Below are 21,748 nucleotides of genomic sequence, written 5' to 3' on the forward strand. Positions count from 1 at the left end.
TTACCTATGGATATCGGCTATTTCCTGAAGCTGATGACCGAAAAGAACGCTTCGGACATGTTCCTGACCACCGGGGCGCCGGTCTACATCAAGATCGAAGGCAAGCTCTACCCGCTGGGCAACACCGGCCTGCCGCCGGGCATGGTCAAGAAGATCGCCTATTCGCTGATGGACGAGGGCCAGGTACCGCAGTTCGAACGCGACCTGGAGCTGAACATGGCCATCGCGCTGGCCGACGCCGGGCGCTTCCGCGTCAACGTGTTCAAGCAGCGCGGTGAGGTCGGCATGGTGATCCGCGCGATCAAGAGCCGCATCCCCAGCATCGAGGAGCTGAACCTGCCGCAGGTGCTCAAGGACGTGATCATGACCCCGCGCGGGCTGGTGCTGGTGGTCGGCTCGACCGGCTCGGGCAAGTCGACCTCGCTGGCGTCGATGATCGACCACCGCAACAGCACCTCCACCGGCCACATCCTCACCATCGAGGACCCGATCGAGTTCCTGCACAAGCACAAGCAGTCGATCGTCAACCAGCGCGAGGTCGGGCTGGACACGCACGCCTTCCACAACGCGCTGAAGAACGCGATGCGCGAGGCGCCGGACGTGATCCTGATCGGCGAGATCCTCGACGCGGAGACGATGGAGGCGGCGATCGCCTTCGCCGAAACCGGCCACCTGTGCCTGGCCACGCTGCACTCCAACAACGCCGACCAGACCATCGAGCGCATCCTCAATTTCTTCCCCGAGAGCGCGCACAAGAACGTGCTGATGAACCTGTCGCTGAACCTGCGCGCGGTGATTTCGCAGCGCCTGGTCAAGGGCAAGGATGGCCGCCGCCGCCCGGCCACCGAGGTGCTGATCAACACGCCGATGATCCGCGACCTGCTGCGCCGCGGCGAGGTGCATGCGATCAAGCAGGCGATGGAGGAGTCGCTGGAAGAGGGCATGCAGAGCTTCGACCAGTGCCTGTTCCGGATGGCGAAGGACGGCATCATCGAGCAGGAAGAAGCCCTGCGCGCGGCCGATTCGCGCGACGGGCTGGCGCTGAAGTTCCGCCTGTCCGAGGGCGGCAGTGGCGAGCACGACCCCTACGCGGACTTCTCCGCCCCGGCGACGGCGCCGTCGATCACGCACGGGTTTTGAAGCCGGGAACGGGGAATGGGGCATGACGGCTTGCCGGCACGGGGGCTTCCCCCGACCCATTGAGTCGCCGAAGGCGTAGGTCGGGGCTACGTCCCCGACGTTCCGTGCACCCGAACATGCCGTCGGGGGCGTAGCCCCGACCTACGAGTGCCGGCGGTGTGCTTCAAGCCGCATCCGGCTGGTTTTCCGGGCGGGCGGCATCGAACGCCGGCAGTTGCAGGCAGGCGGCTTCGATCCGGCGCAGGGTCGGGAAGGCGTCGAGATCGAGCTTGAAGCGCCGCGCGTTGTACAGCTGCGGCAGCAGGCAGCAGTCGGCCAGCCCCGGCGCGTCGCCGTGGCAGTAGCGGCCGGTGTCCGCCGAGGCGGCGAGCATGGCCTCCATCGCGGCGAAGCCCTCGCGCATCCAGTGCAGCACCCAGTCGTCGCGCTCGGCCTGCGGCACGTGCCATTGCCGGTCGAAGAACTGCAATACGCGCAGATTGTTGAGTGGATGGATGTCGCAGGCAACCAGCTGCGCCAGCGCGCGTACCCGCGCGCGACCGGCGGCATCGGCCGGCAGCAATGGTGGCTGCGGACGGGTTTCTTCGAGATATTCGAGGATGGCCAGCGACTGGGTCAGCACGCGCCCGCCGTCGCGCAGCGCCGGCACCAGCTGCTGCGGGTTGAGCGCGACATAGTCCGGCGCATGTTGCTGGCCGCCATCGCGCACCAGGTGCACCGGCACCAGCGCGTAGTCCAGCCCTTTCAGGTTCAGGCCGATGCGCACGCGGTAGGCCGCGCTGGAGCGCCAGTAGCTGTAGAGCGTCAATGCTGCATCCATGTCGGTTGTCCTTGCTTGCATCGGGTCACGATACAGGCCGGCAGTGGGGATGCCGTTGCCGCCGGTCGGTTGTTTGCGCCGCTTGGCGATATGGGAACAATCGCCCCCTTCTCCCTTCGGGAGAAGGTGCCCGAAGGGCGGATGAGGGGCGAACGCAGTCCATGATGGTTGAACCATCGTGACTCCGTTGCCCCTCACCCCAACCCCTCTCCCGAAGGGAGAGGGGCTTAAAAAAAGCGGCAGTCAGGGGCGCTGCGCCTGCTCGATGCGCTGCTCGATCGCGCCGAAGATGCTGTTGTCGTCGCGGTCGAACATCTCGATGCGCACCACGTCGCCGAAGCTCATGAACGGGGTGGACGGCTTGCCGTCGCGCAGCGCCTCGACGGTACGGCGTTCGGCGAAGCAGGAGGCACCCAGCGCGGTGTCTTCGTTGGCGATGGTGCCGGAGCCGACGATGGTGCCGGCCGACAGCGGCCGGGTCCTGGCCACGTGCGCCACCAGCTGCGCGAAGTCGAACTGCATGTCCACGCCGGCTTCCGGCGCGCCGAACCACTCGCCGTTGATGTGCGTCACCAGCGGCAGGTGCACCTTGTTGCCCTGCCACGCATTGCCCAACTCGTCAGGGGTGACGAACACCGGGCTCAGCGCCGAGCGCGGCTTGGACTGCAGGAAGCCGAAGCCCTTGGCCAGCTCCGGCGGGATCAGGTTGCGCAGGCTGACGTCGTTGACCAGCCCGACCAGTTGGATGTGGCCGGCGGCCTGCTCCGGCGTCACCGCCATCGGCACGTCGTCGGTGACGACCACGATCTCGGCCTCCAGGTCGATGCCGTAGTCCTCGCTGACCACCTTCACCGCGTCGCGCGGGCCGTGGAAACCGGCGCTGGTGGCCTGGTACATCAGCGGATCGGTGTAGAAGCTTTCCGGCACCTCGGCGCCGCGCGCCTTGCGCACGCGGGCCACGTGCGGCAGGTAGGCACTGCCGTCGACGAACTCGTAGGCGCGCGGCAGCGGCGCGGCCAGCGCCTGCATGTCCAGGTCGAACACGCCGTCGGCGTCGCCGCCGTTGAGCGAGTCGGACAGCGCGTTCAGCCGCGGCGCGAGGTTGGACCAGTCTTCCAGCGCCTGCTGCAGGGTGGCGGCGATGCCGGTGGCGCGCACGGCGCGGGTCAGGTCACGCGAGACCACGATCAGGGTGCCGTCGCGGCCACCTTCCTTCAGGGAACCAAGCTTCATCGGAGCATCCAGTTCTGGAGAGCACAAGTTTCGATTGTAACGAATAGGTAGGTGCGGGGCTTGCCCCGCATGGCACCTCGCCGGGGAAGCCTGCCGGGTCAAGACCCGGCGCTACGGCGGCATCCGGCGGGGCAAGCTGAACGGGCGGTTTTGGTGCCCGTCTCAAACTTCCCCTAGACTATCGCGGTCTGCCAGCGGCCGTCCGTTTCCCTCCGGGAAGGCCGGCGGTGCCGTTCCACCGGCCCCGCCCCTCCCACCCGACGCCATTCGCCATGCATTCCGGCCCGCGCACCGCGCAGGTCGCACCCAGATCCTCGCAGCGCGGTTCACGGGAACGCTCCGAGCCAGCCGGTCGCCTCGACCGGCACCGCCAGCCGCTTCCGGCCGGCGCCTCTATCCTTTGGAGCATCCATGTCGTTCGAAGACCTGGGCCTTGCGCCCTTCCTGCTGCGCGCGCTCGCCGAGCAGGGCTATGAAACCCCCACCCCGGTCCAGCAGCAGGCGATCCCGCTGGTGCTGGAAGGCCACGACCTGCTGGCCGGCGCGCAGACCGGCACCGGCAAGACCGCCGCGTTCGGCCTGCCGCTGCTGCAGCACCTGGCGACCAACCCGCAGGAAGTGCGCAACGGCCCGCGCCGGCCGCGCGCGCTGATCCTCACCCCCACCCGCGAACTGGCCACGCAGGTGCATGACAGCCTGCGCGACTACGGCAAGTACCTGCGCATCCCCAGCACCTGCATCTACGGCGGCGTCGGCATGGGCAACCAGCTGAACGTGCTGCGCCGGGGCGTGGACCTGCTGGTGGCCTGCCCCGGCCGCCTGATCGACCACCTGGAGCGGCGCAGCATCGACCTGTCCGGCATCGAGGTGCTGGTGCTGGACGAGGCCGACCGCATGCTCGACATGGGCTTCTTGCCGTCGATCAAGCGCATCCTCGCCAAGCTGCCCAAGCAGAACCGGCAGACCCTGCTGTTCTCGGCCACCTTCGCCGACCCGATCAAGCAGCTGGCGCTGGAATTCATGCGCAACCCGCGCGAGGTGATGGTCACCCCGCGCAACACCGTGGCCGAGACCATCACCCACCGTGTGCACCCGGTCGACGCCGGGCGCAAGCGCGAACTGCTGCTGCACCTGCTGAGCGCCGATTCGCGCGAGCAGACCCTGGTGTTCGCCAAGACCAAGCACGGCAGCGACAAGCTGGCCACGTTCCTGGACAAGTCCGGCATCAAGACCGCGGCGATCCACGGCAACAAGAGCCAGAACCAGCGCATGCGCGCGCTGGGCGACTTCAAGGCCGGCCGCGTCACCGTGCTGGTGGCCACCGACATCGCCGCGCGCGGCATCGACATCAACGAGCTGCCCAAGGTCATCAACTACGACCTGCCGATGGTGGCCGAGGACTACGTGCACCGCATCGGCCGCACCGGCCGCAACGGCGCCAACGGCCAGGCGGTTTCGCTGGTGGCGCAGGAAGACGCCAAGTACCTGCGCCAGATCGTGCGCCTGCTGGACCGCGACATGGACATCCGCGACGTCGCCGGCTTCGAGCCGCAGACGCCGATCCGCTGGGGCAACAGCGCCCCGGGCAAGGCCGAGCAGCCCGGCGGCGAGCGCCCGCCGCGGCGCGGCAACGGCGCCGGGCGCCCCAATGGCAACCCGCAGGGCCAGCGCCGCGGCGCCCATGCCGGCCAGCCCGGCAAGTCGCGCAGCGAGAACGGTGGCCAGCACCGCGAGCAGCCGGCCGGCGCACCGCGCCGCCGCCGCGGTGGCCGCCGCTCCGGCAGCGCGCCGCGGCCGACCAGCGCGGTCTGAATACCGCGGGGGCCCGGCCCCCGCAGCGCCGCAGGCAGGAAAGGCGGGGGCCGTGCGCTCCCGCCTTTTTGCATGTTCCACCCGCCTATTCACCGACAGGGCCGGCCACCCCGGCCGCTACAATCAACGCATGGACATCTTCAAAGACTTCACCCTGGAAGCGGCGCACCGGCTGCCCAACGTGCCGCCCGGCCACAAGTGCGCGCGCCTGCACGGCCACTCGTTCCGCGTGCGCCTGGAAGTGAGCGGCGAACCGGGCGCCGAAACCGGCTGGGTGATGGACTTCGGCGACATCAAGGCCGCCTTCCTGCCGCTGTACGAGCAGCTCGACCACCACTACCTCAACGACATCCCCGGGCTGGAAAACCCCACCAGCGAACGCCTGTCGATGTGGATCTGGGAACGGCTCAAGCCGGCGCTGCCACAGCTGAGCGCGGTGACCGTGCACGAGACCTGCACCTCCGGCTGCCGCTACCGCGGCGACTGAGGCCGCCAGGCGCTTGCATTCCCGGCCAGCCGTGTTATGTTGCGACGCAACAAAGCTGGAGTTCCGCCATGTCCGCCCGCTTCGACGCCTCCTTCAACGACTACACCCGGCACCTTGCCGCCGCGGCCAATCGCGCCAACCGGCTGGCGCTGGAGAACGCCGAGAGCGCGTTCGGCGTGCAGTTGCGCGCCTTCGAGCGCAACGCCAATGCCACCGCCGGCTTCATCGGCGAACTGTCGCAGGCTGGCGCAGAACTGCCCACGCTGCTGCCCAAGGGCCTGCAGGTGGCGGGCGACAACCTGCAGCGGCTGGGCAATGCCGGCCAGGAAATGCTGGACCTGGGCCTGAAGACCGGCATCGCCATCGGCGAACTGGCGCGGCAACCATTCACCCCGGCACCGGCGCAGCCACGCAAGGCGCGCTGAGGCAACAGACAAGCGATTTGCGCGGTTTCCCTCCCCCGCGCATCCCGGACCCGGCAACGCCCCCGTTGCCGGGTCTTTTTTTGGTTCATTTCCCAACCCCGGGGAGCCATTCCGAGTACACCGCTTCCTCGTAGAGCGGGGCTTGCCCCGCTGGGGTCTTCCCGGTAGAGCCTCAGCGGGGCAAGCCCCGCTCTACCAAGCGCCGCCGCCGTGGCACGCGCAGCTTGCCCATCCCCGCAATCGGAGGCCTGGACAATGGCCGGCGGCGGTTCAAGGCAGTGCCGCGACGGCCGATAATCGGGCATCGTTCACTTTCCTGCCGCCCGTATCCGAACGCCCGTGATGGCCGACAGCCCCGACACTCCGCCGCCCGAACCCGCTGGCCTGGGGCGCATCCTCGCGCGCCGCAAAGCGGCCGCGACGGTACCTGCCAATACCAGCGACCCGCAGTCCGCGGCCCATGCGCCGGAAGCATTGCTGCTGGTCTTCGCCGAAGGCATGGCCGCGCTGCCCGGCGAACTCGGCCAACTGGGGGAACTGCTGCACGGCGCCCATGCCAACCGGGACTGGAAGCGCTACGGCCGGCTGCTGCGGCAGTTGATCGACAAGTACCTGCGCCACCTCGACCTGGAGCATGCACACGCCGGCAACGGCGAAGCCGCGCGCCTGCGCGACATGCTCCGCAACACCCTCGACGCCGTGCTCAGCAGCCTGCTGCTGCAAGCGCCGGAGCTGGAAACGCAGGCGCGGCGCATGGGCGAGGAACTACGCGGCTGGCACGGCGGGCAGCCGCTGGAACCGGTGGAGCAGCACCTGCGCGAGCTGTGCCACCAGGTAGGCGTGCGCAACAACGTGCTGCACGAACAGCATGACCTGCTGCTGAGCCTGTTCGACCTGCTGCTGCAGAACGTCGCCGAACTGATCGACGGCGGCAGTTGGCTGCAGGAGCAGATCGGCGCCATCCGCCAGCTGCTGTCCGGCTCTCTCGACCGTGCCTCGCTGGAACGCACCCGCAACGACCTGCGCGAGGTGATCTACCGGCAAAGCCTGCTCAAGCAGGGCATCGACGAATCCAAGGCGGCGATGCAGGAGCTGATGGTCGACTTCGTCGAGCAGGTCGAGGGCATGGCCGCGCAGACCGGCGAGTACCACGACCGCATCGCCGGCTACGCCGTCGCCGTGCGCCAGACGCGCAACCTCGCCGACCTCGGCCAGCTGCTGCAGGACGTGCTGCAGGACACCGCGCGCCTGCAGGCGCAGGCGCTGCGCGCGCGCGACCACCTGTCCCGCGCCCGTGCCGAAGCCAAGGCCGCCGAGCAGCGCGTGCTGCAGCTGGAACAACAGCTGGAACAGGCCGACAGCCAACTGCGCACCGACCCGCTGACCGGCGCGCTGAACCGCCGCGGGCTGGAAGAGCAGCTCGCGCTGGCCACCGGCAACGCCGATTCGACGTTCAGCGTGGCGCTGCTGGACCTGGACCATTTCAGCCAGATCAACAACGTCCACGGCCACGCCGGCGGAGACCACGCGCTGCGCCACATGGTCGGCACGATACAGGCGCGGCTGGGCAGCCACGGCCAGATCGCCCGGCTCGGCGGCGACGAATTCGTGCTGATCCTGCCGGGCATGGCGCAGGCGCAGGCCGAGTCGCAGCTGCGGCGCCTGCAGGAACTGCTGGCGCAGCGGCCGTTCCTGCATGGCGAACAGCGCGTGCAGGTGCGCTTCAGCGCCGGCGTCGCGCAATGGCAGGCGGGCGAAGCGGCCGACACCCTGCTGCAGCGCGCCGACCATGCGCTGTACGCGGCCAAGCAGGCCGGACGCGACCGGGTGGGTAGCGCGCAATAACGGCGTTCCGCCGCCATCCGCTCTCCACTCCAAGCCCCCTCCGCACTGTCGGGAACCGGTTGCCTACCTGCCGCGCAAACGCTGCACGCCGCCGACCACCGCCAGCACCGCCGCGCCCATCACCATGCCCACCACCACGCTGCCCAGCGCATTGGCCAGCCATGCCAGGTTCGCCGGCGCCAGCCCGACGATGAAGTGGTGCAACGCCGGCAGCGAGTGCACCAGGATGCCGCCGCCAACCAGGAACATCGCCGCGGTGCCGGCGACGGACAGGCCGCGCATCAGCCACGGCGTCGCCAGCAGGATCGCGCGGCCGGCCGCCATTGCGGCGCGGCCCCGGCGCAACAGCCACAGGCCGAGGTCGTCGAGCTTGACGATGCCGGCCACCAGCCCGTAGACGAACGCCGTCATCGCCAGCGCGATGGCCGCCAGCACCAGCACCTGCTGCATGAACGGCTGCTTCGCCACCACGCCCAGCGACAGCACGATGATCTCGGCCGAGAGGATGAAGTCGGTGCGGATCGCGCCGCGGACCTTGTTGCGCTCCCACGCCGCCATGTCGGCGGTTTCCTTCGCCAGCGCATCCAGGCGCTCGGCCTGGCGCTGCCCGCCGTCCTCGTGCCGGTGCAGGAACTTGTGCGCCAGCTTCTCCACGCCCTCGTAGCAGAGGAAGGCGCCGCCGGCCATCATCAGCGGCGTGATCGCCCACGGCAGCCACGCGCTGATCGCCAACGCCGCCGGCACTAGGATCGCCTTGTTCAGCAGCGAGCCCTTCGCCACCGCCCAGACCACCGGCAACTCGCGCGCGGCGGTGACGCCGCTGACCTGCTGCGCGTTGAGCGCCAGGTCGTCGCCGAGCACGCCGGCGGTCTTCTTGGCCGCGACCTTGGTGAGGATGGAAACATCGTCCAGCAGGCTGGTGATGTCGTCGAGCAGGGCGAGCAGGCTGGCTCCGGCCATTGATGGGGCACCGAGGATGGGAAAACGGAATATTCGCCGATCCGCGGTGGCGGTGGCGTGCTCCGGCGCATTCACCCGCCGCCCACCGCCCCCCGGCGACACTGCCGGCTCCACGCACGACGAGGGCCGGCCTTGACCACCACCGCATGCGATGCCCCCGGCCCCGTGCTGATCGGCGGCATGAACCGGCGCCAGCAGATAGTCCGGTTGCTGCTGCGCTACCGGCACTCGGGCATCTTCTCCGGCCTGCAGCTGGACGGCGAACTGCCGCGCTTGGAAAAGGCCCCGGCCGCCGGCGACCCGGACCAGTTCGTCGCCGACCTCGAAGCGCTGGGCACCACCTTCGTCAAGCTCGGCCAAGTGCTGTCCACCCGCCCGGACATGATCCCGCCCGACTACGTGGCGGTGCTGGCACGCATGCAGGAACAGGTTGCACCGATCCCGGTGGAGCAGGTGCGCGCGGTGATCGAGGAGGAACTGGGTGCGCCGGTCGGCAAGCTGTTCGCGGCGTTCGACCCCGAGCCGCTGGGCTGCGCCTCCATCGCCCAGGTGCACCGAGCGGTGCTGCACGACGGCCGCGAGGTGGCGATCAAGGTACAGAAGCCCGAGGTCGCCGCGCAGTTGCGCTCGGACCTGGCGGTGCTGCGCAGCTTCGCCAGCGCCGCCGACCACCTGACCCGGGTCGGCCGCCGCGTGCGCTTTTCCGACTGGCTGGACGAGTTCGCCAAGACCCTGCACATGGAGCTGGACTACGAGGCCGAGGCGGTCAACCTCGCACGCTTCGGCCGGCACCTGGCGCCGTACCCGGAGCTGTGGGTGCCGCAGCCGCTGTGGGACCTGTGCGGCCGCCGCGTGCTGACCATGCAGCTGGCGCACGGGGTGCGCGTGGATGCCATCCCGCCGGTGCGGCGCACCGAGCAGTCGATGCTGCCGCTGGCCGCGGCGCTGGTGCGCGGCTACCTCGACCAGATCTTCGTGCACGGCGAGATCCACGCCGACCCGCACCCCGGCAACCTGCGCGTCACCCCCGACGGGCGCCTGGCGATCTTCGACCTGGGCATGGTCGCGCACGTGCCGCCGCGCCTGCGCGAGCGCCTGCTGAAGGTGCTGTTCGCCGCGGTCGATGGCCGCGGCGAGGAGGTGGCCGACGAGATCATCGGCATCAGCACCCGGCTGGAGGACTACGACGAGGAACGCTACCTGCGCGAAACCGGGCAGATGATCGCGCGCTACGCCGCCAACGGCACCCTGTCCGAGGGCCACGTGGTGCTGGAGATCGTGCGCATCGCCACCGCCAGCGACCTGCGCACGCCGCCGGAGCTGAGCCTGCTGGGCAAGGCGCTGCTCAACCTGGAGGGCGTCTGCCAGCAGCTGGCGCCGGAGCTGGACACCCGCGGCGTGGTCGAGAGCCAGCTGCAGCACGTGATGCGCGCGCGCCTGCGCAAGTCGCTGTCGGCGGCCAACCTGGCCAGCGAGGCGATGGAGCTGCAGCAGTTGCTGCGCACCGGGCCGCGGCGCATGTCCGACATCCTCGGGCTGATGGCCGAGAACCGCCTGCAGGTGAAAGTCACCGGGCTAGAGGAATCGCGACTGATGGAGAACATCCAGAAGGTCGCCAACCGCATCGCCGCCGGGCTGATCACCGCCGCGCTGCTGCTGTCCTCGGTGCTGCTGATGCGGGTGCCGGCGCGGTTCACGCTGCTGGGCTACCCGGCGCTGGCGATGCTGCTGTTCCTGCTCGGGGTCGGGATCGGGCTGGGGCTGATCCTCAGCGCGCTGCTGTTCGACCACCACACCCGGGCCCGGGCGCGGGAGGAACGGGGCCACCGCTAGGGAGCCCCCAACAAACATTTCAGTCAGGTTCGCGTCGGCACGATCTGGTTATCCATGTCCCGCAGCAGCAGGTGGACGGAGATGCCGGGCATCAGCGACACGTTGCCACCAACCCGCGCCATGCGCAGTACACCGTTCCCGCCTGCCATTGCGCATCCCGTTTCGACGGGCTGCGATTGCGCTAACGAAAACCTTCCGCCGCGGTTGCTAGCGTTCACACCCCACCCTCGCTGGAAGCGCCAATGCAACACGCCCGCCTTGCCGCCTGCCTGCTCGCCTGCCTGCCGCCCCTGGCATGCATCGCCGCCGACGCCCCCACCCCACCCGATACGCAACTGGACGTTTACGCAAGCCCCGGTGAGCGCGTCGACATCGGCAACGGCCGCCACCTCAACCTGCGCTGCAGCGGTGACGGCACGCCTACCGTGGTACTGGAAGCCGGCTTCGGCGCCGACACGATGGCATGGGCAAGGCTGCAACCACTGCTGGCCGCGCACGTGCGCACCTGCGCCTACGACCGCGCCGGCTATGGTTTCAGCGACGCCGGGCCGCTGCCGCGCGACATCGAAGCGGAGTCCGCCGACCTGTACGCCCTGATCCATGCCGCGCACCTGACGACACCGGTGGTGCTGGCCGGGCATTCGATCGGCAGCAACATCGTGCGTCGCTATGACCAGTTGCATCCGGAAGACGTCGCCGCGCTGGTCCTGGTCGAACCGCCGCCGCAAGGGCTGGCCGAGACCGCACCCGACTACGCCAAGGCAGAAGCCACGATGGCACCCGCGATGCTCGCCGCGTACCGTGCCTGCGAACAGGGCGCGAAGGACGGCAAGCTCGCCGCGCCGCCGCCGGACCTGCAAAGCTGCCTGCGCCCGCCGAACCCGGCCTGGAGCGACCACCTCAACGCCGCCGTGCGTGCCAACAAGTCCTCGCCCGCGTTCTGGCAAACCATCCTTTCGGCGAGCGAGGCGAAAATCGGCATGTTCGATGCGCCGGTCCCCGCCGACGAAACCCACGGCGACAAGCCTCTGGTGGTCATCACCGCAACCGATGCCTACGCCGGTGCCGACCCCGCCGTCCGCAAGGCACTCCAGACCGCACAGGCACGCACCCACGACGCGCTCGCCGCAACGTCCACCGCCGGCAGGCGCGTGTCGAAAGCCGGCACCTCACACGACGTCCAGCTCGACGCCCCACAGCTGGTCGCCGATGTCGTGCTGTCGGTGCTGCCGCCCGCCATGTCGCGCAAAACAGGGAACTGACGACACATCCGGGCCGCCGCCGATCTGGCCCGGCGGCATCCCGTCACGCCGGGCCAGCCCGCCATCGCTTTCGGCCCCATCACCATCCAGCCCAGACCGAAGCGGTCGACCAGCATCCCGAACGACGAGGCGGAGAAGCTCTCGGCCAGCGGCACCTCGATCATGCCGCCATCTGCCAGCACCTCGAAACGGCGGGCGGCCCGGGTGGTCGATGTATACCAAGGTCATCTGGCAGCCCTGGAAGTCGGACTGGCCGCTGCACATGTCGTCCAACAGCCCCACTCGGAATCGTCGATGCGCAGGCACGTGTGCATCACCTTGTCGGCTGGCAGCCTGAATCGGCAGGAATCAATAATCCACGGAGGTGTCGCGGGAACCACGGTCGCAGGTACAACGATCGGTCCGCATACCTCACTCCACCTGGAAAGACATCCGGCGCGTCGAGCCAGACCGTCAGCTGTCCCAACAAACATTTCAGTCAGGTTCGCATCGGCATGATCCTGTCATCCACGTTTCATGCGCCTGACACGGGCACGTGGGCCAGGCCTTCCAGGGGAAGGCTTTCTCTCCCTTCCACTACCAAGTGACCGCATGCATTGGATCATCTGGCTGTACCTGCCCGCGTTGTTCCTGCCGTTGCTGCTCTCGCCCAGGCTGGCGCGGCTCAAGGCCGGCCTGCTGTCGCTGTTGCTGCTGCTGTTGAGCACGTGGTGGCTGATCGACCGGCTCAGCGGCGACGGCATCAACTCGGCCACGCTCTACCACCTGCGCAGCGACATGGAAGGCGCCGGCGTGGGCGACTTCAGCGGCTACATCGTCGCGTACATCGCCCTGGTGCTGTTGTCGCTGACCCCGCTGCTGCTGGTGCGCGTGCGCCGCTTCCGCCTGCCGCGGCATGGCTGGGCGCTGTCGGCCGCGTTCGCCGCGCTGCTGGTCGGCGCCACCCTGCACAGCCCGCTCTACGGCGACGCGCAGCGCCTCTACCGGCAGATGCAGCCGGTGGACTACAGCGCGGTGGCGCCGGAGTACGTTATCCCCGCGCAGCCACTGGCGCGGCCGAAGAACATCGTGTGGATCTACGGCGAGAGCCTGGAGCGCACCTACCTGGACGAAGCCGCCTTCCCCGGGCTGATGCCCAACCTCAAGCGACTGGCCGGCGAAGCGCTGGACTTCCGCGACATCGCCTCGGCCGACGGCAGCGGCTGGACCATCGCCGGGCTGGTGTCGTCGATGTGCGGCGTGCCGTTGACCACCGCGCAGGGCGACGAGAACAGCATGGGCCGCATGGGCCGCTTCCTGCCCGAGGCGTTCTGCCTCGGCGACTACCTGAAGCAGCAGGGCTACGACAACCACTACATGGGCGGCGCCAACGGCCAGTTCGCGGCCAAGGCCGACTTCCTCGCCACCCACGGCTTCGACGAGGTGCGCGACCTGGCGTGGTTCAAGCAGCAGCGCATCGCCGACAAGCACTTCTCCAACTGGGGCATCCACGACGACGTGCTGCTGGACCGCGCCTTCGACCGCTTCATGGAGCTCTCCCGCGCCGGCCAGCCCTTCATGCTGACCACGCTGACGATGGATACCCACCACCCGGCCGGGCACCTGCCGGTGGCCTGCAAGGGCACGCGCTACCGCAGCCAGTACGGCAACATCGGCCTGCTCAACGCGCTCAAGTGCAGCGACCGGCTGATCTCGAAACTGGTGGACCGCATCCGCGCCAGCGAATACGGGCAGGACACGCTGGTGGTGGTGGCCTCCGACCACCTGGCCATGCCCAACGACCTCAGCGACGTGCTGGCCAACCTGCACCGCGAGAACCTGCTGCTGTTCCTCGGCGCGGACATCGCCCCGCGCCAGGTGGTGGCCAGCGCCGGCACCACGCTCGATTCCGGCGCCACCCTGCTGCAGTTGCTGGACCCGGCCATCGACGCGATCGGCTTCGGCCGCTCGCTGCTGGCCGCGCCGCGCGCGGCCAGCGCCAGCGTCGCCGCGCTCAAGGACGACGCCAGCGACTACGCGCGCTACCGCGCCTTCGCCCGCTCGCTGTGGCTGGGCGAGAAGACCCGCATGCTGCGGCTGGACGACGGCCAGGTGCTGGTCGGCGTGCAGAAGGTGCAGCCGCCGGTACTGCTGGAATACGACGCGCAGTGGGCGCTGCAGTCGGTGTACCTGGAGAACACCTCGCGCAGGTTCGACGAGGCCGACCCCGGCCACCGGCTGGCCTACGTGGACCGCTGCACCGCGTTCGAGGACGGCCTGGCCGACGGCGACTGGTGCGCGCTGCTGGTGGACAGCGACCAGGGCATGCGCCTGTACCGCGACGCCCAGCTGCGCCGCGGCATCGCCGTAGACGCGCCGCTGGAGCCGTCCCACGGCCCGCGCCCGAGCGTGCGCCAGTCGCGCATGATCAGCCGCCAGGCACAGCACACCGGCCCCGGCCGCTACGTGCTGGAGCTGTACGCCAGCCAGCGCCCGGCGCGTGCGTTCTGGGTCGAGGCGGTGTCATCGCAGCGCAAGGTGGTCGTGGCCCAGCAATGGGTGCAGGCCGACAGCGACGGCCGCATCATCCTGCCGCTGGGGCTGGACGAGGAAATCGACGACCTGGAGATCCGCGCCTGGCTGAGCCACGCCGAGAAGCTGGCGGTGGACAGCTACGCGCTGCTGCCGGCGATCCGCAGCCGGCCGCGTTCCTGAACCCATGAATCCTCCCTTGCAGGAGTGACGTGAGTCGCGACAGGACGCACGGGAGAGCCCCGTCGCGACTCACGTCACTCCTGCAAGGGATTCAAGGATTCACTGGTCGTCACGCACGAGGTGGATGTCGGTCGGCGTGACCAGCGCGATGCCCTGCTCGGCGGTGCGCCGCAGCAGCTCGAACAGCAACTCGCTGCGGGTGCCGTACACGTTGCGCGGGCTGGAGACGTAGGCGAAGCAGTTCAGCGCCACCAGCCCGCCAGCGATCGAGTCGATGAACACCGAGGGCGCCGGATCGTCCAGCACGCCTTCGTGGCCTGCAAACATGTCCAGCAGCAGTTGCCGCACCTGCGCCACGTCGGTGTTCAACGGCACCGAGAACTGGAGCTGCACGCGGCCCAGCGCACCGGCCATCGTCATGTTGCGGATGGTCTTGGTGATCAGTTCCGAATTGGGCACGATCAGCGTGGAGCGGTCGCCGACCTGGATCTCGGTCGAGCGCACCGAGATGCGGCGGATGTCGCCCTCCTGGTCGCCGATCTTGATCCAGTCGCCGATCTTCACCGGCCGCTCGGCCAGCAGGATCAGGCCGGAGACGAAGTTCTGGGTGATCGCCTGCAGGCCAAAACCAATACCCACCGACAGCGCGCTGGCCAGCAGCGCCAGTTTCTCGAAGCCGATGCCCAGCGTCGCCAGCGCCCACAGCACCGCCAGCACGATGCCGAGGTAGCGGGCCACGGTGCTGACCGAATTGCGCACGCCGGCATCCAGCCCGGTCTTCGGCAGGTAGGTGCCCACCAGCCACTGCTGCAGTATCCGCGCCAGGCCGAGGCCGAGCACCAGCACCAGCGCCGCCCACAGCAGCGACGACGGTTTCAGCAGCTGGTCGCCGATCTTCAGGCCCGAGCCCAGCGCGGCGGTCCAGTCGTACAGCGCGCTGGCATTGCCGAACAGCGCCACCAGCGCGGCCAGGCCCAGCAACACCAGCACCACCCGCAGCAGGGCCGACAGCAGCACGCCGGCCTGTTCCAGCTGCGCCGGCTGCAGGCCGGTGGACAGGCGCAGCACGCGGCCGAAGCCGCTGTCCGGCGCCAGCAGCCACAGCGACAGGTCGTCGGCGAATTTCAGCAGCAGCGAAACCACCAGCGCCAGCACGGTCACCCCGACCATCTGCTGGGTGGCAAACAGCGCGAAGTTCAGGTAGCCCAACAGGGTGGCCAGCAGCGCCGCCAGCACGGTCAGGTGGCCACCCAACCGCGCCAGCACCAGCCAGCCGCTGCGCAGCCGCGGCGGCTTCGCAGCGCCCGCATCGGCGCGCTGCTCGGCCCGCATCGCATCGGCGGCGCGGCGCCGGTGCAGCCGCGTCAGCGTCACCAGCATCGCCATGATCAGGGCGACGTAGCCCAGCGCGACCAGCCCATCGAGCAGCACCGCGCTCACCTGCGAAGTGCGCGCCGCACGCGCCAGCGCGCGCAGCAGCAGGGTCGCCCAGGTCAGCGCCGCGGCGCCACGGGCCAGCGCCAGCAGGCGCCGGGCACTGGCGTCGTCCACGTTCGCCAGCCGCCACGACGGCCGCCGCGGTGCCAGCAGGCAGGCGGCGACGGCGGCGATGAAGGCGGACACGAAGGTCGCCGTGACCAGCACGTCGGCCACCGACTCCAGCCTTGGCGGGATCGCCGATACCGCGCGCAGGCCGCCCACCACCGCCAGCGCCGCCAGCCCCGGCAGCAGCGTGCCGACCAGCAGCAGCCACACCGCCAGCCCGGTGCGGCGCAGGCGCCCGGCCGGGGCCTGCGCGGACGCGGCGCGGCGGCGGCCGAACCGGCGCAACCAGAACTGCAGCGGCAGCACCAGCAGCAGCGCCAGCAACACCCCCAGCGACGGGACCTTCGCCCCGTGCGCGGCCACCGCGTCGTGCAGGGCGTTGCCGGCCTGCCGGTACAGCGCGCGGATCCGCTGCAGGTCACCGGGCAGGCTGTCGGCGAACTTGCGCCACAGCACGGGCGACAACGGCGAGCCCACCTTGCGCCCAAGCTGCGCGCCGAACTGCTGGGTGCGCATCTTCTCGATCGAATCACCGAGCTGCCGCGCCTCTTCGGCCAGCAGCCGGCCACGCTTGACGTCGGCGTCGAGCTGGCTGCGCTGCTGCTCCAGCACGCCACGCTGGCGGGCAATGCCGCGCTCCTCGGTCGCGCCCTCCTGCAGCGGCCCGAGCTGGGCGATGCGCGCGTCCATCCGCTCCAGCGCCGGCTGCAGCGCCTGCACCCCGGCCTCGGCGTCGCGCCGCGCCTGCTGCGCCCGCTCGGACAGCGTCCGCAGCGTTTCCTGCGCGTCGGCGTCGTCCAGCCCGCGGCGCACCGCCTGCAGCGCATCCCCGGCCTGCTCGATGCGCTGCCGCGCCTGCGGCAGGTCGACCTCGTCGGCCACGTTGCCGGCGGCCAGCGCGGCGCACGGCCACGGCCCGGCGCCGACCAGCAGCAATGCCAGCAACCACGCGCGCAACAACGGGAAACGGGGACGGGAAGACAAGGCGGCGCATCCGCGGCATGCGCGGACCACCGCGCGTGGGCGGACTATAAGTCAGCCGATGTCCACGCCCCGCCAATGGCGGGCCTGCCGCCCCTCAGTATTTCAGCGCCAGCTCGGCGACCTGCGGCCGGTACTGCTGGTACAGGTCCTGGAATTCCTCTTCGGTCAGCATGTCCGGAGCGTATACCGCCACCGGCTCCCACTCCCGGTCGGTCGGCAGCGGCTGCCGCGGGCCGGCGCGCAGCGAATAGCTCTCGCCCTCGTAATCGACCAGCTCGGGCACGTGCTCCCAGTGTTCGCGCGCATAGCCTTGCGCCCCCTTGAGCAGGATCACCGCGTACATCATCGCCTCCTGTGTTGCCGCGAAGAGGCCTTGCAGCCTAGCGCCGTCGGCAGGCCGGTGGAAGGTCGCGGCGCGACAGGCCGGGTTCACCCCGGTGACGCTAGCGTGACCGCATCGTCCCTGCCACGATGCAGCCACACCTTCCGGAGCGCCCCGCGATGAAACCGCCCGTGATCCTCCTCGCCTGCCTGCTGGCCCCGTTCGCGGCGGCGGCGCAGAGCGCCACGCCGGGTGCGCTGGACCTGAGCGTGCCGCAGGCACCGCTGCGCTACATGAACGACCCGTCCTACCAGTCCGACGCGCCGGGCACCTACTACGGCGACCACAGCGGCCCGCGCCCGAAGCGGGATGCCGTTGCCGCCACCACCCACGACGATGGTTTGCAGGTGCATGGCGCGATCAGCACCGGCATCGGCTATTCCAAGGCGTTCGGCAACAGCCACTGGACCTCGGCCGACATCAACCTGGGCAAGGACTACACCACCGACGAAGGCAACACCCGCCGCGTGGACCTGAACATCCACATCAGCCAGGGCAAGGGCGCCGGTCCGTTCGGCTACGGCCCCGGCCCCTGGCATGGCTGGTGACGCCGGGGCAATGACGCCGCGGCGCTACAATGCGCGCCCGCCGGGCGGTTCCGCCACGGCCACGACGGAATGGCGATGATCAACAACGACGTACTGCGCAGCATCCGCCACATGCTCGACCTCGGCGACAAGCACGTGGTGGAGCTGATCCAGCTGGCCGACCCCGCCTTCGCGGTGGACCAGGCGCAGGTGCACGACTTCCTGCGCAGGGACGACGAGCCGCTGTTCGAGCCCTGCCCGGACGCGGCGCTGGTGCGCTTCCTCGACGGCCTGATCGTCCACTTCCGCGGCCGCGACGACACCCAGCCGGCGCGCGCGCCGGAAGCGCGCATCAGCAACAACCTGGTGCTGAAGAAGCTGCGCGTGGCGTTCCAGCTCAAGGACGTGGACATGCATGCGATCTTCGACGCGGCCGGCTTCCCGCTGTCCAAGCCGGAGCTGTCGGCGCTGTTCCGCCAGCCCGACCACAAGAACTACCGCGCCTGCGGCGACCAGTTGCTGCGCAACTTTCTCAAGGGCCTGACCGCGCGCCTGCGCGGGAATGGCTGACATTGGTCCAAGCGATAGCCCTCGGCAGGAGCGCACCTCGGTGCGCGATGGGACTTTCGCAGGAGATGCATCCCAGGTGGCGCCCGACCGTTGGTCGCGGCGGCGGCGCAAGGCGCCGAGGGCTGTGCCGACCAACGGTCGGCACCCACCGGGTTGTCGGTAACGCTTCATCGCGCACCAAGGTGCGCTCCTACAGACCACCTCCGCCCTCGATGCCGCGCAAAATCGGGCAATCCGGCCGTTCGTCGCCGGCGCAGCAGTCGGCCAGAGCCTGCACGGTCTGCACCATGTCCTGCAGCTCGGCGATGCGCCGTTGCAGCACCGCCACGTGTTCCAGCGCCATGCGCTTGACGTCGGCGCTGTGCCGCGAACGGTCACGCCACAGCGCCAGCAGCTCGCCGATACGCTCCACGCTGAAACCCATGTCGCGCGAACGCTTGATGAAGCCGAGGGTGTGGATGTCGCGCGGGCCATAGACGCGGTAACCGGCGGCGGTGCGCGCCATCGGGCCGACCAGCCCGGCGTCCTCGTAGTAGCGGATCATCTTGGCCGAGATGCCGGTGGCCGTGGCCGCCTGTCCGATGTTCATGGCGTCTTCCATCGTTGTCTCTTGCATTGCGTAGGTCGGGGCTACGCCCCCGACGTTCATTGCCCCGGGTAAAGCCGCGTCGGGGGTGTAACCCCGACCTACGCTGTTCGCGGTTCCGCGCGAAAGGGCGGGAGAGTTCAGAGCCATCGTTACGGTTTGAACCTGCGCAGCCGCAGCGCGTTGCCGAGCACGAACACCGAGGACAGCGCCATCGCCCCGGCGGCGAACACCGGCGACAACAGCACGCCCCACGCGGGGTACAGCACGCCGGCCGCGACCGGGATCAGCGCGGCGTTGTAGGCGAACGCCCAGAACAGGTTCTGGCCGATGTTGCGCAGCGTCGCGCGGCTCAGCGCGATGGCGTTGGGCACGCCCTGCAGGCTGCCGGACATCAGCACCACGTCGGCCGCTTCGATCGCCACGTCGGTGCCGGTGCCGATGGCCATGCCTACGTCGGCCGCGGCCAGTGCCGGCGCATCGTTGATGCCGTCGCCGACATAGGCCAGCCGGCCGTACTCAGCCTTCAACCGCCGTACCGCATCGACCTTGCCTTCGGGCAGCACCTCGGCCACCACGTCGTCGATGCCGAGCTGGCGCGCGATGGCCTGCGCGGTGCGCTGGTTGTCGCCGGTGACCATCGCCACCTTCAGGCCCAGCGCGTGCAGCCGGGCGATGGCCGCGGCGGTGTCGGGCTTGATCGGATCGGACACGGCGATGATCGCTGCCAGCCGGCCGTCGAGCGCGGCGTACAGCGGCGTCTTGCCCTGCTCGCCCAATCGTTGCGCGGCATCGGCGAACACCGCCACGTCCAGCCCGAGCTTGTGCATGAAGCGGTCCGCGCCCACTTCCACGCGCACGCCCGCCACCTGTGCACGCACGCCGTAGCCGGTGACCGACTCGAACGCCTGCACCACCGGCAACGCCAGCCCATCCTCCCGCGCGGCATCGACGATCGCGCGCGCGATGGGATGCTCGGAGCGGTCCTCCACCGCCGCCACGCCGGCAAGCACCTGTTCGCGGGTGAAGCCCCCGGCCACGTGCAGGTCGGTCAGCACCGGCCGGCCTTCGGTCAGCGTGCCGGTCTTGTCCACCGCCACCACCGCCGCTTCCTTCAACAGCTGCAACGCCTCGCCCTTGCGGAACAGCATGCCCAGCTCGGCGCCGCGGCCGGTGCCGACCATGATCGAGGTCGGCGTCGCCAGACCCATCGCGCACGGGCAGGCGATGATCAGCACCGCCACCGCGTTGACCAGCGCGAAGCTCAGCGCCGGCGACGGGCCGAACAGCCACCACGTGGCGAAGGTCAGCAGCGCCAGCGCCATCACCACCGGTACGAACCACATGGTGATGCGGTCCACCAGGCCCTGGATCGGCAGCTTGGCGCCCTGCGCCTGCTCCACCATGCGGATGATCTGCGCCAGCACGGTGGCGCCACCCACGGCGGTGGCGCGCACGCCCAGCGCGCCGGTCTGGTTGACGGTGCCGCCGACCACGCCGGTGCCCACGGCCTTGGCCACCGGCACCGGTTCGCCGCTGATCATCGATTCGTCTACGTAGCTGTCGCCATCGACCACCTCGCCATCCACCGCGATGCGCTCACCCGGGCGCACCTCGACCACCTCGCCCACCGCCACCTCCGCCAGCGGCACCTCCACGGTGCCGCCCGCGCGGCGCACCCGCGCGGTGCGCGGCTGCAGGCCGAGCAGGCGCTTGATCGCCTCCGAGGTGCGGCCCTTGGCCCGCGCTTCGAGCAGGCGCCCGAACAGGATCAGGGTGACGATGACCGCCGCCGCCTCGTAGTAGACGTTGACCGTGCCGGCCGGCAGCAGCCGCGGCAGGAAGGTGGCCACCAGCGAATAGCCATAAGCCGCCAGCGTGCCGACCGCGACCAGCGAGTTCATGTCCGGCGCGGCGCGCAGCAACGCGGGAATGCCGGCGCGGTAGAAACGGCGGCCGGGGAACAGCAGCACCAGCGTGGTCAACGCGCATTGCAGCAGCCAGCTGTTGCGCGTGCCCAGCGTGGTGGCGATGAAGTGGTGGAAGGCCGGCACCATGTGCGCGCCCATTTCCAGCACGAACACCGGCAGGGTCAGCGCGGCCGCCAGCAGCAGGTCTCGCTTGAGGCCGCGCAGTTCATCGGCCTGGCGCTGCACCTGCGCAGCGTCGTCGCCGGCGGCCTGCAGCAGCCGCGCCGCGTAGCCGGCCTTGGCGACGGCGGCGACCAGCGCGGCCGGATCGAGCTTGGCATCGCCCAGCACCCGCGCGCGGCCACTGGCGAGGTTGACGCTGGCCGACTGCACGCCGGGCACCTTCGCCAGCACCCGCTCGACGCGGCCGACGCAGGAGGCGCAGGTCATGCCATCGATACCCAGTTCCAACGGCGCCGGTGCCGCCACTTCGTAGCCGGCCTTCTCCACCGCGCGCACCAGCGCCTGCCGGTCCACGCCCGCGCCCTGCACCGTGGCGCGGCCGCTGGCGAGGTTGACGCTGGCCCGCGCCACGCCCGGCACCGCGGCCAGCACGCGCTCCACCCGGCCCACGCACGAGGCGCAGGTCATGCCGAGAATCGCCAGTTCCTGTGTCGGGCCACCGGCGGCGGGTAGCGGATTGTTCGGGAATGTCATCGGCTCACCAGCAGGC

At 69.9% G+C, this 21,748-nt stretch carries 17 protein-coding genes; 10 read left to right on the forward strand and 7 right to left on the reverse strand.

The window, feature by feature from the left end:
- Positions 1-6: 6 nt before the first annotated feature.
- Entirely contained in the window at positions 7-1,140 is a 1,134-nt protein-coding gene (locus MIC98_RS16485) for a PilT/PilU family type 4a pilus ATPase (RefSeq protein ID WP_239737909.1), read from the forward strand.
- Between the two features lie 163 nt (positions 1,141-1,303).
- Here MIC98_RS16485 and maiA read toward each other — a convergent pair whose 3' ends face one another.
- A complete protein-coding gene (maiA, locus tag MIC98_RS16490) occupies positions 1,304-1,960 on the reverse strand; it encodes a maleylacetoacetate isomerase (RefSeq protein ID WP_239737910.1) in 657 nt (218 codons plus the stop codon).
- Positions 1,961-2,203: 243 nt separating this feature from the next.
- Positions 2,204-3,193 (reverse strand): fumarylacetoacetate hydrolase family protein, encoded by a 990-nt coding sequence (locus MIC98_RS16495; RefSeq protein WP_057641278.1) that lies wholly within the window; start codon positions 3,191-3,193, stop codon positions 2,204-2,206.
- Between the two features lie 411 nt (positions 3,194-3,604).
- On the opposite strand from MIC98_RS16495, the gene MIC98_RS16500 reads away from it, so the two are divergent.
- The 4 genes from MIC98_RS16500 to MIC98_RS16515 all read left to right on the forward strand — a co-directional run bounded on the left by MIC98_RS16500 (position 3,605) and on the right by MIC98_RS16515 (position 7,762).
- Positions 3,605-5,005: a DEAD/DEAH box helicase gene (locus MIC98_RS16500; RefSeq protein ID WP_057641277.1), complete on the forward strand. Its 1,401-nt coding sequence runs from the start codon at positions 3,605-3,607 to the stop codon at positions 5,003-5,005.
- Positions 5,006-5,135: 130 nt separating this feature from the next.
- Positions 5,136-5,492: a 6-carboxytetrahydropterin synthase QueD gene (gene queD, locus MIC98_RS16505; protein WP_057641276.1), complete on the forward strand. Its 357-nt coding sequence runs from the start codon at positions 5,136-5,138 to the stop codon at positions 5,490-5,492.
- A gap of 68 nt (positions 5,493-5,560) precedes the next feature.
- Positions 5,561-5,917, forward strand: a complete 357-nt coding sequence (locus tag MIC98_RS16510; RefSeq protein WP_057641275.1) for a phasin family protein — start codon at positions 5,561-5,563, stop codon at positions 5,915-5,917.
- A 342-nt stretch (positions 5,918-6,259) separates the two neighbouring features.
- Positions 6,260-7,762, forward strand: coding sequence for a GGDEF domain-containing protein (locus MIC98_RS16515; protein ID WP_057641274.1), 1,503 nt, complete (start codon positions 6,260-6,262; stop codon positions 7,760-7,762).
- Positions 7,763-7,825: 63 nt separating this feature from the next.
- Here MIC98_RS16515 and MIC98_RS16520 read toward each other — a convergent pair whose 3' ends face one another.
- The gene (locus MIC98_RS16520; RefSeq protein WP_057641273.1) at positions 7,826-8,722 is read right to left on the reverse strand and encodes a DUF808 domain-containing protein; all 897 of its coding nucleotides are present in this window, start codon (positions 8,720-8,722) and stop codon (positions 7,826-7,828) included.
- A 180-nt stretch (positions 8,723-8,902) separates the two neighbouring features.
- Here MIC98_RS16520 and MIC98_RS16525 point away from each other — a divergent pair, with 180 nt between their 5' ends.
- The 3 genes from MIC98_RS16525 (at position 8,903) to MIC98_RS16535 (ending at position 14,511) form a co-directional block, all read left to right on the forward strand.
- Positions 8,903-10,555 carry an AarF/UbiB family protein gene (locus tag MIC98_RS16525; protein ID WP_239738224.1) on the forward strand — a complete coding sequence of 551 codons (1,653 nt, stop codon included), beginning with the start codon at positions 8,903-8,905 and terminating at the stop codon, positions 10,553-10,555.
- A gap of 242 nt (positions 10,556-10,797) precedes the next feature.
- The gene (locus MIC98_RS16530) at positions 10,798-11,817 is read left to right on the forward strand and encodes an alpha/beta hydrolase (protein WP_239737911.1); all 1,020 of its coding nucleotides are present in this window, start codon (positions 10,798-10,800) and stop codon (positions 11,815-11,817) included.
- 591 nt (positions 11,818-12,408) lie between these two features.
- A complete protein-coding gene (locus tag MIC98_RS16535; protein ID WP_239737912.1) occupies positions 12,409-14,511 on the forward strand; it encodes a phosphoglycerol transferase I in 2,103 nt (700 codons plus the stop codon).
- A 99-nt stretch (positions 14,512-14,610) separates the two neighbouring features.
- Here MIC98_RS16535 and MIC98_RS16540 read toward each other — a convergent pair whose 3' ends face one another.
- Together MIC98_RS16540 and MIC98_RS16545 are read right to left on the reverse strand one after the other, a co-directional pair.
- Positions 14,611-17,040 carry a DUF3772 domain-containing protein gene (locus MIC98_RS16540; RefSeq protein ID WP_239737913.1) on the reverse strand — a complete coding sequence of 810 codons (2,430 nt, stop codon included), beginning with the start codon at positions 17,038-17,040 and terminating at the stop codon, positions 14,611-14,613.
- Between the two features lie 94 nt (positions 17,041-17,134).
- Positions 17,135-17,383 (reverse strand): hypothetical protein, encoded by a 249-nt coding sequence (locus MIC98_RS16545; protein ID WP_057641287.1) that lies wholly within the window; start codon positions 17,381-17,383, stop codon positions 17,135-17,137.
- A gap of 158 nt (positions 17,384-17,541) precedes the next feature.
- Here MIC98_RS16545 and MIC98_RS16550 point away from each other — a divergent pair, with 158 nt between their 5' ends.
- Both MIC98_RS16550 and MIC98_RS16555 read left to right on the forward strand, forming a co-directional pair.
- A complete protein-coding gene (locus MIC98_RS16550; RefSeq protein ID WP_239737914.1) occupies positions 17,542-17,970 on the forward strand; it encodes a hypothetical protein in 429 nt (142 codons plus the stop codon).
- A 75-nt stretch (positions 17,971-18,045) separates the two neighbouring features.
- On the forward strand, positions 18,046-18,519 hold the full coding sequence (locus MIC98_RS16555; RefSeq protein ID WP_239737915.1) for a DUF1456 family protein: 474 nt from the start codon (positions 18,046-18,048) through the stop codon (positions 18,517-18,519).
- A 190-nt stretch (positions 18,520-18,709) separates the two neighbouring features.
- Here the strand turns inward: MIC98_RS16555 and cueR are convergent, their stop codons facing one another.
- Both cueR and MIC98_RS16565 read right to left on the reverse strand, forming a co-directional pair.
- Positions 18,710-19,108, reverse strand: a complete 399-nt coding sequence (gene cueR, locus MIC98_RS16560; RefSeq protein ID WP_239737916.1) for a Cu(I)-responsive transcriptional regulator — start codon at positions 19,106-19,108, stop codon at positions 18,710-18,712.
- Positions 19,109-19,257: 149 nt separating this feature from the next.
- Complete coding sequence (locus MIC98_RS16565; RefSeq protein WP_239737917.1) at positions 19,258-21,732, reverse strand: heavy metal translocating P-type ATPase; 2,475 nt, start codon at positions 21,730-21,732, stop codon at positions 19,258-19,260.
- Positions 21,733-21,748: the final 16 nt, after the last annotated feature.

This window comes from Stenotrophomonas sp. NLF4-10, assembly GCF_022359915.1.
Classification (GTDB): domain Bacteria; phylum Pseudomonadota; class Gammaproteobacteria; order Xanthomonadales; family Xanthomonadaceae; genus Stenotrophomonas; species Stenotrophomonas daejeonensis.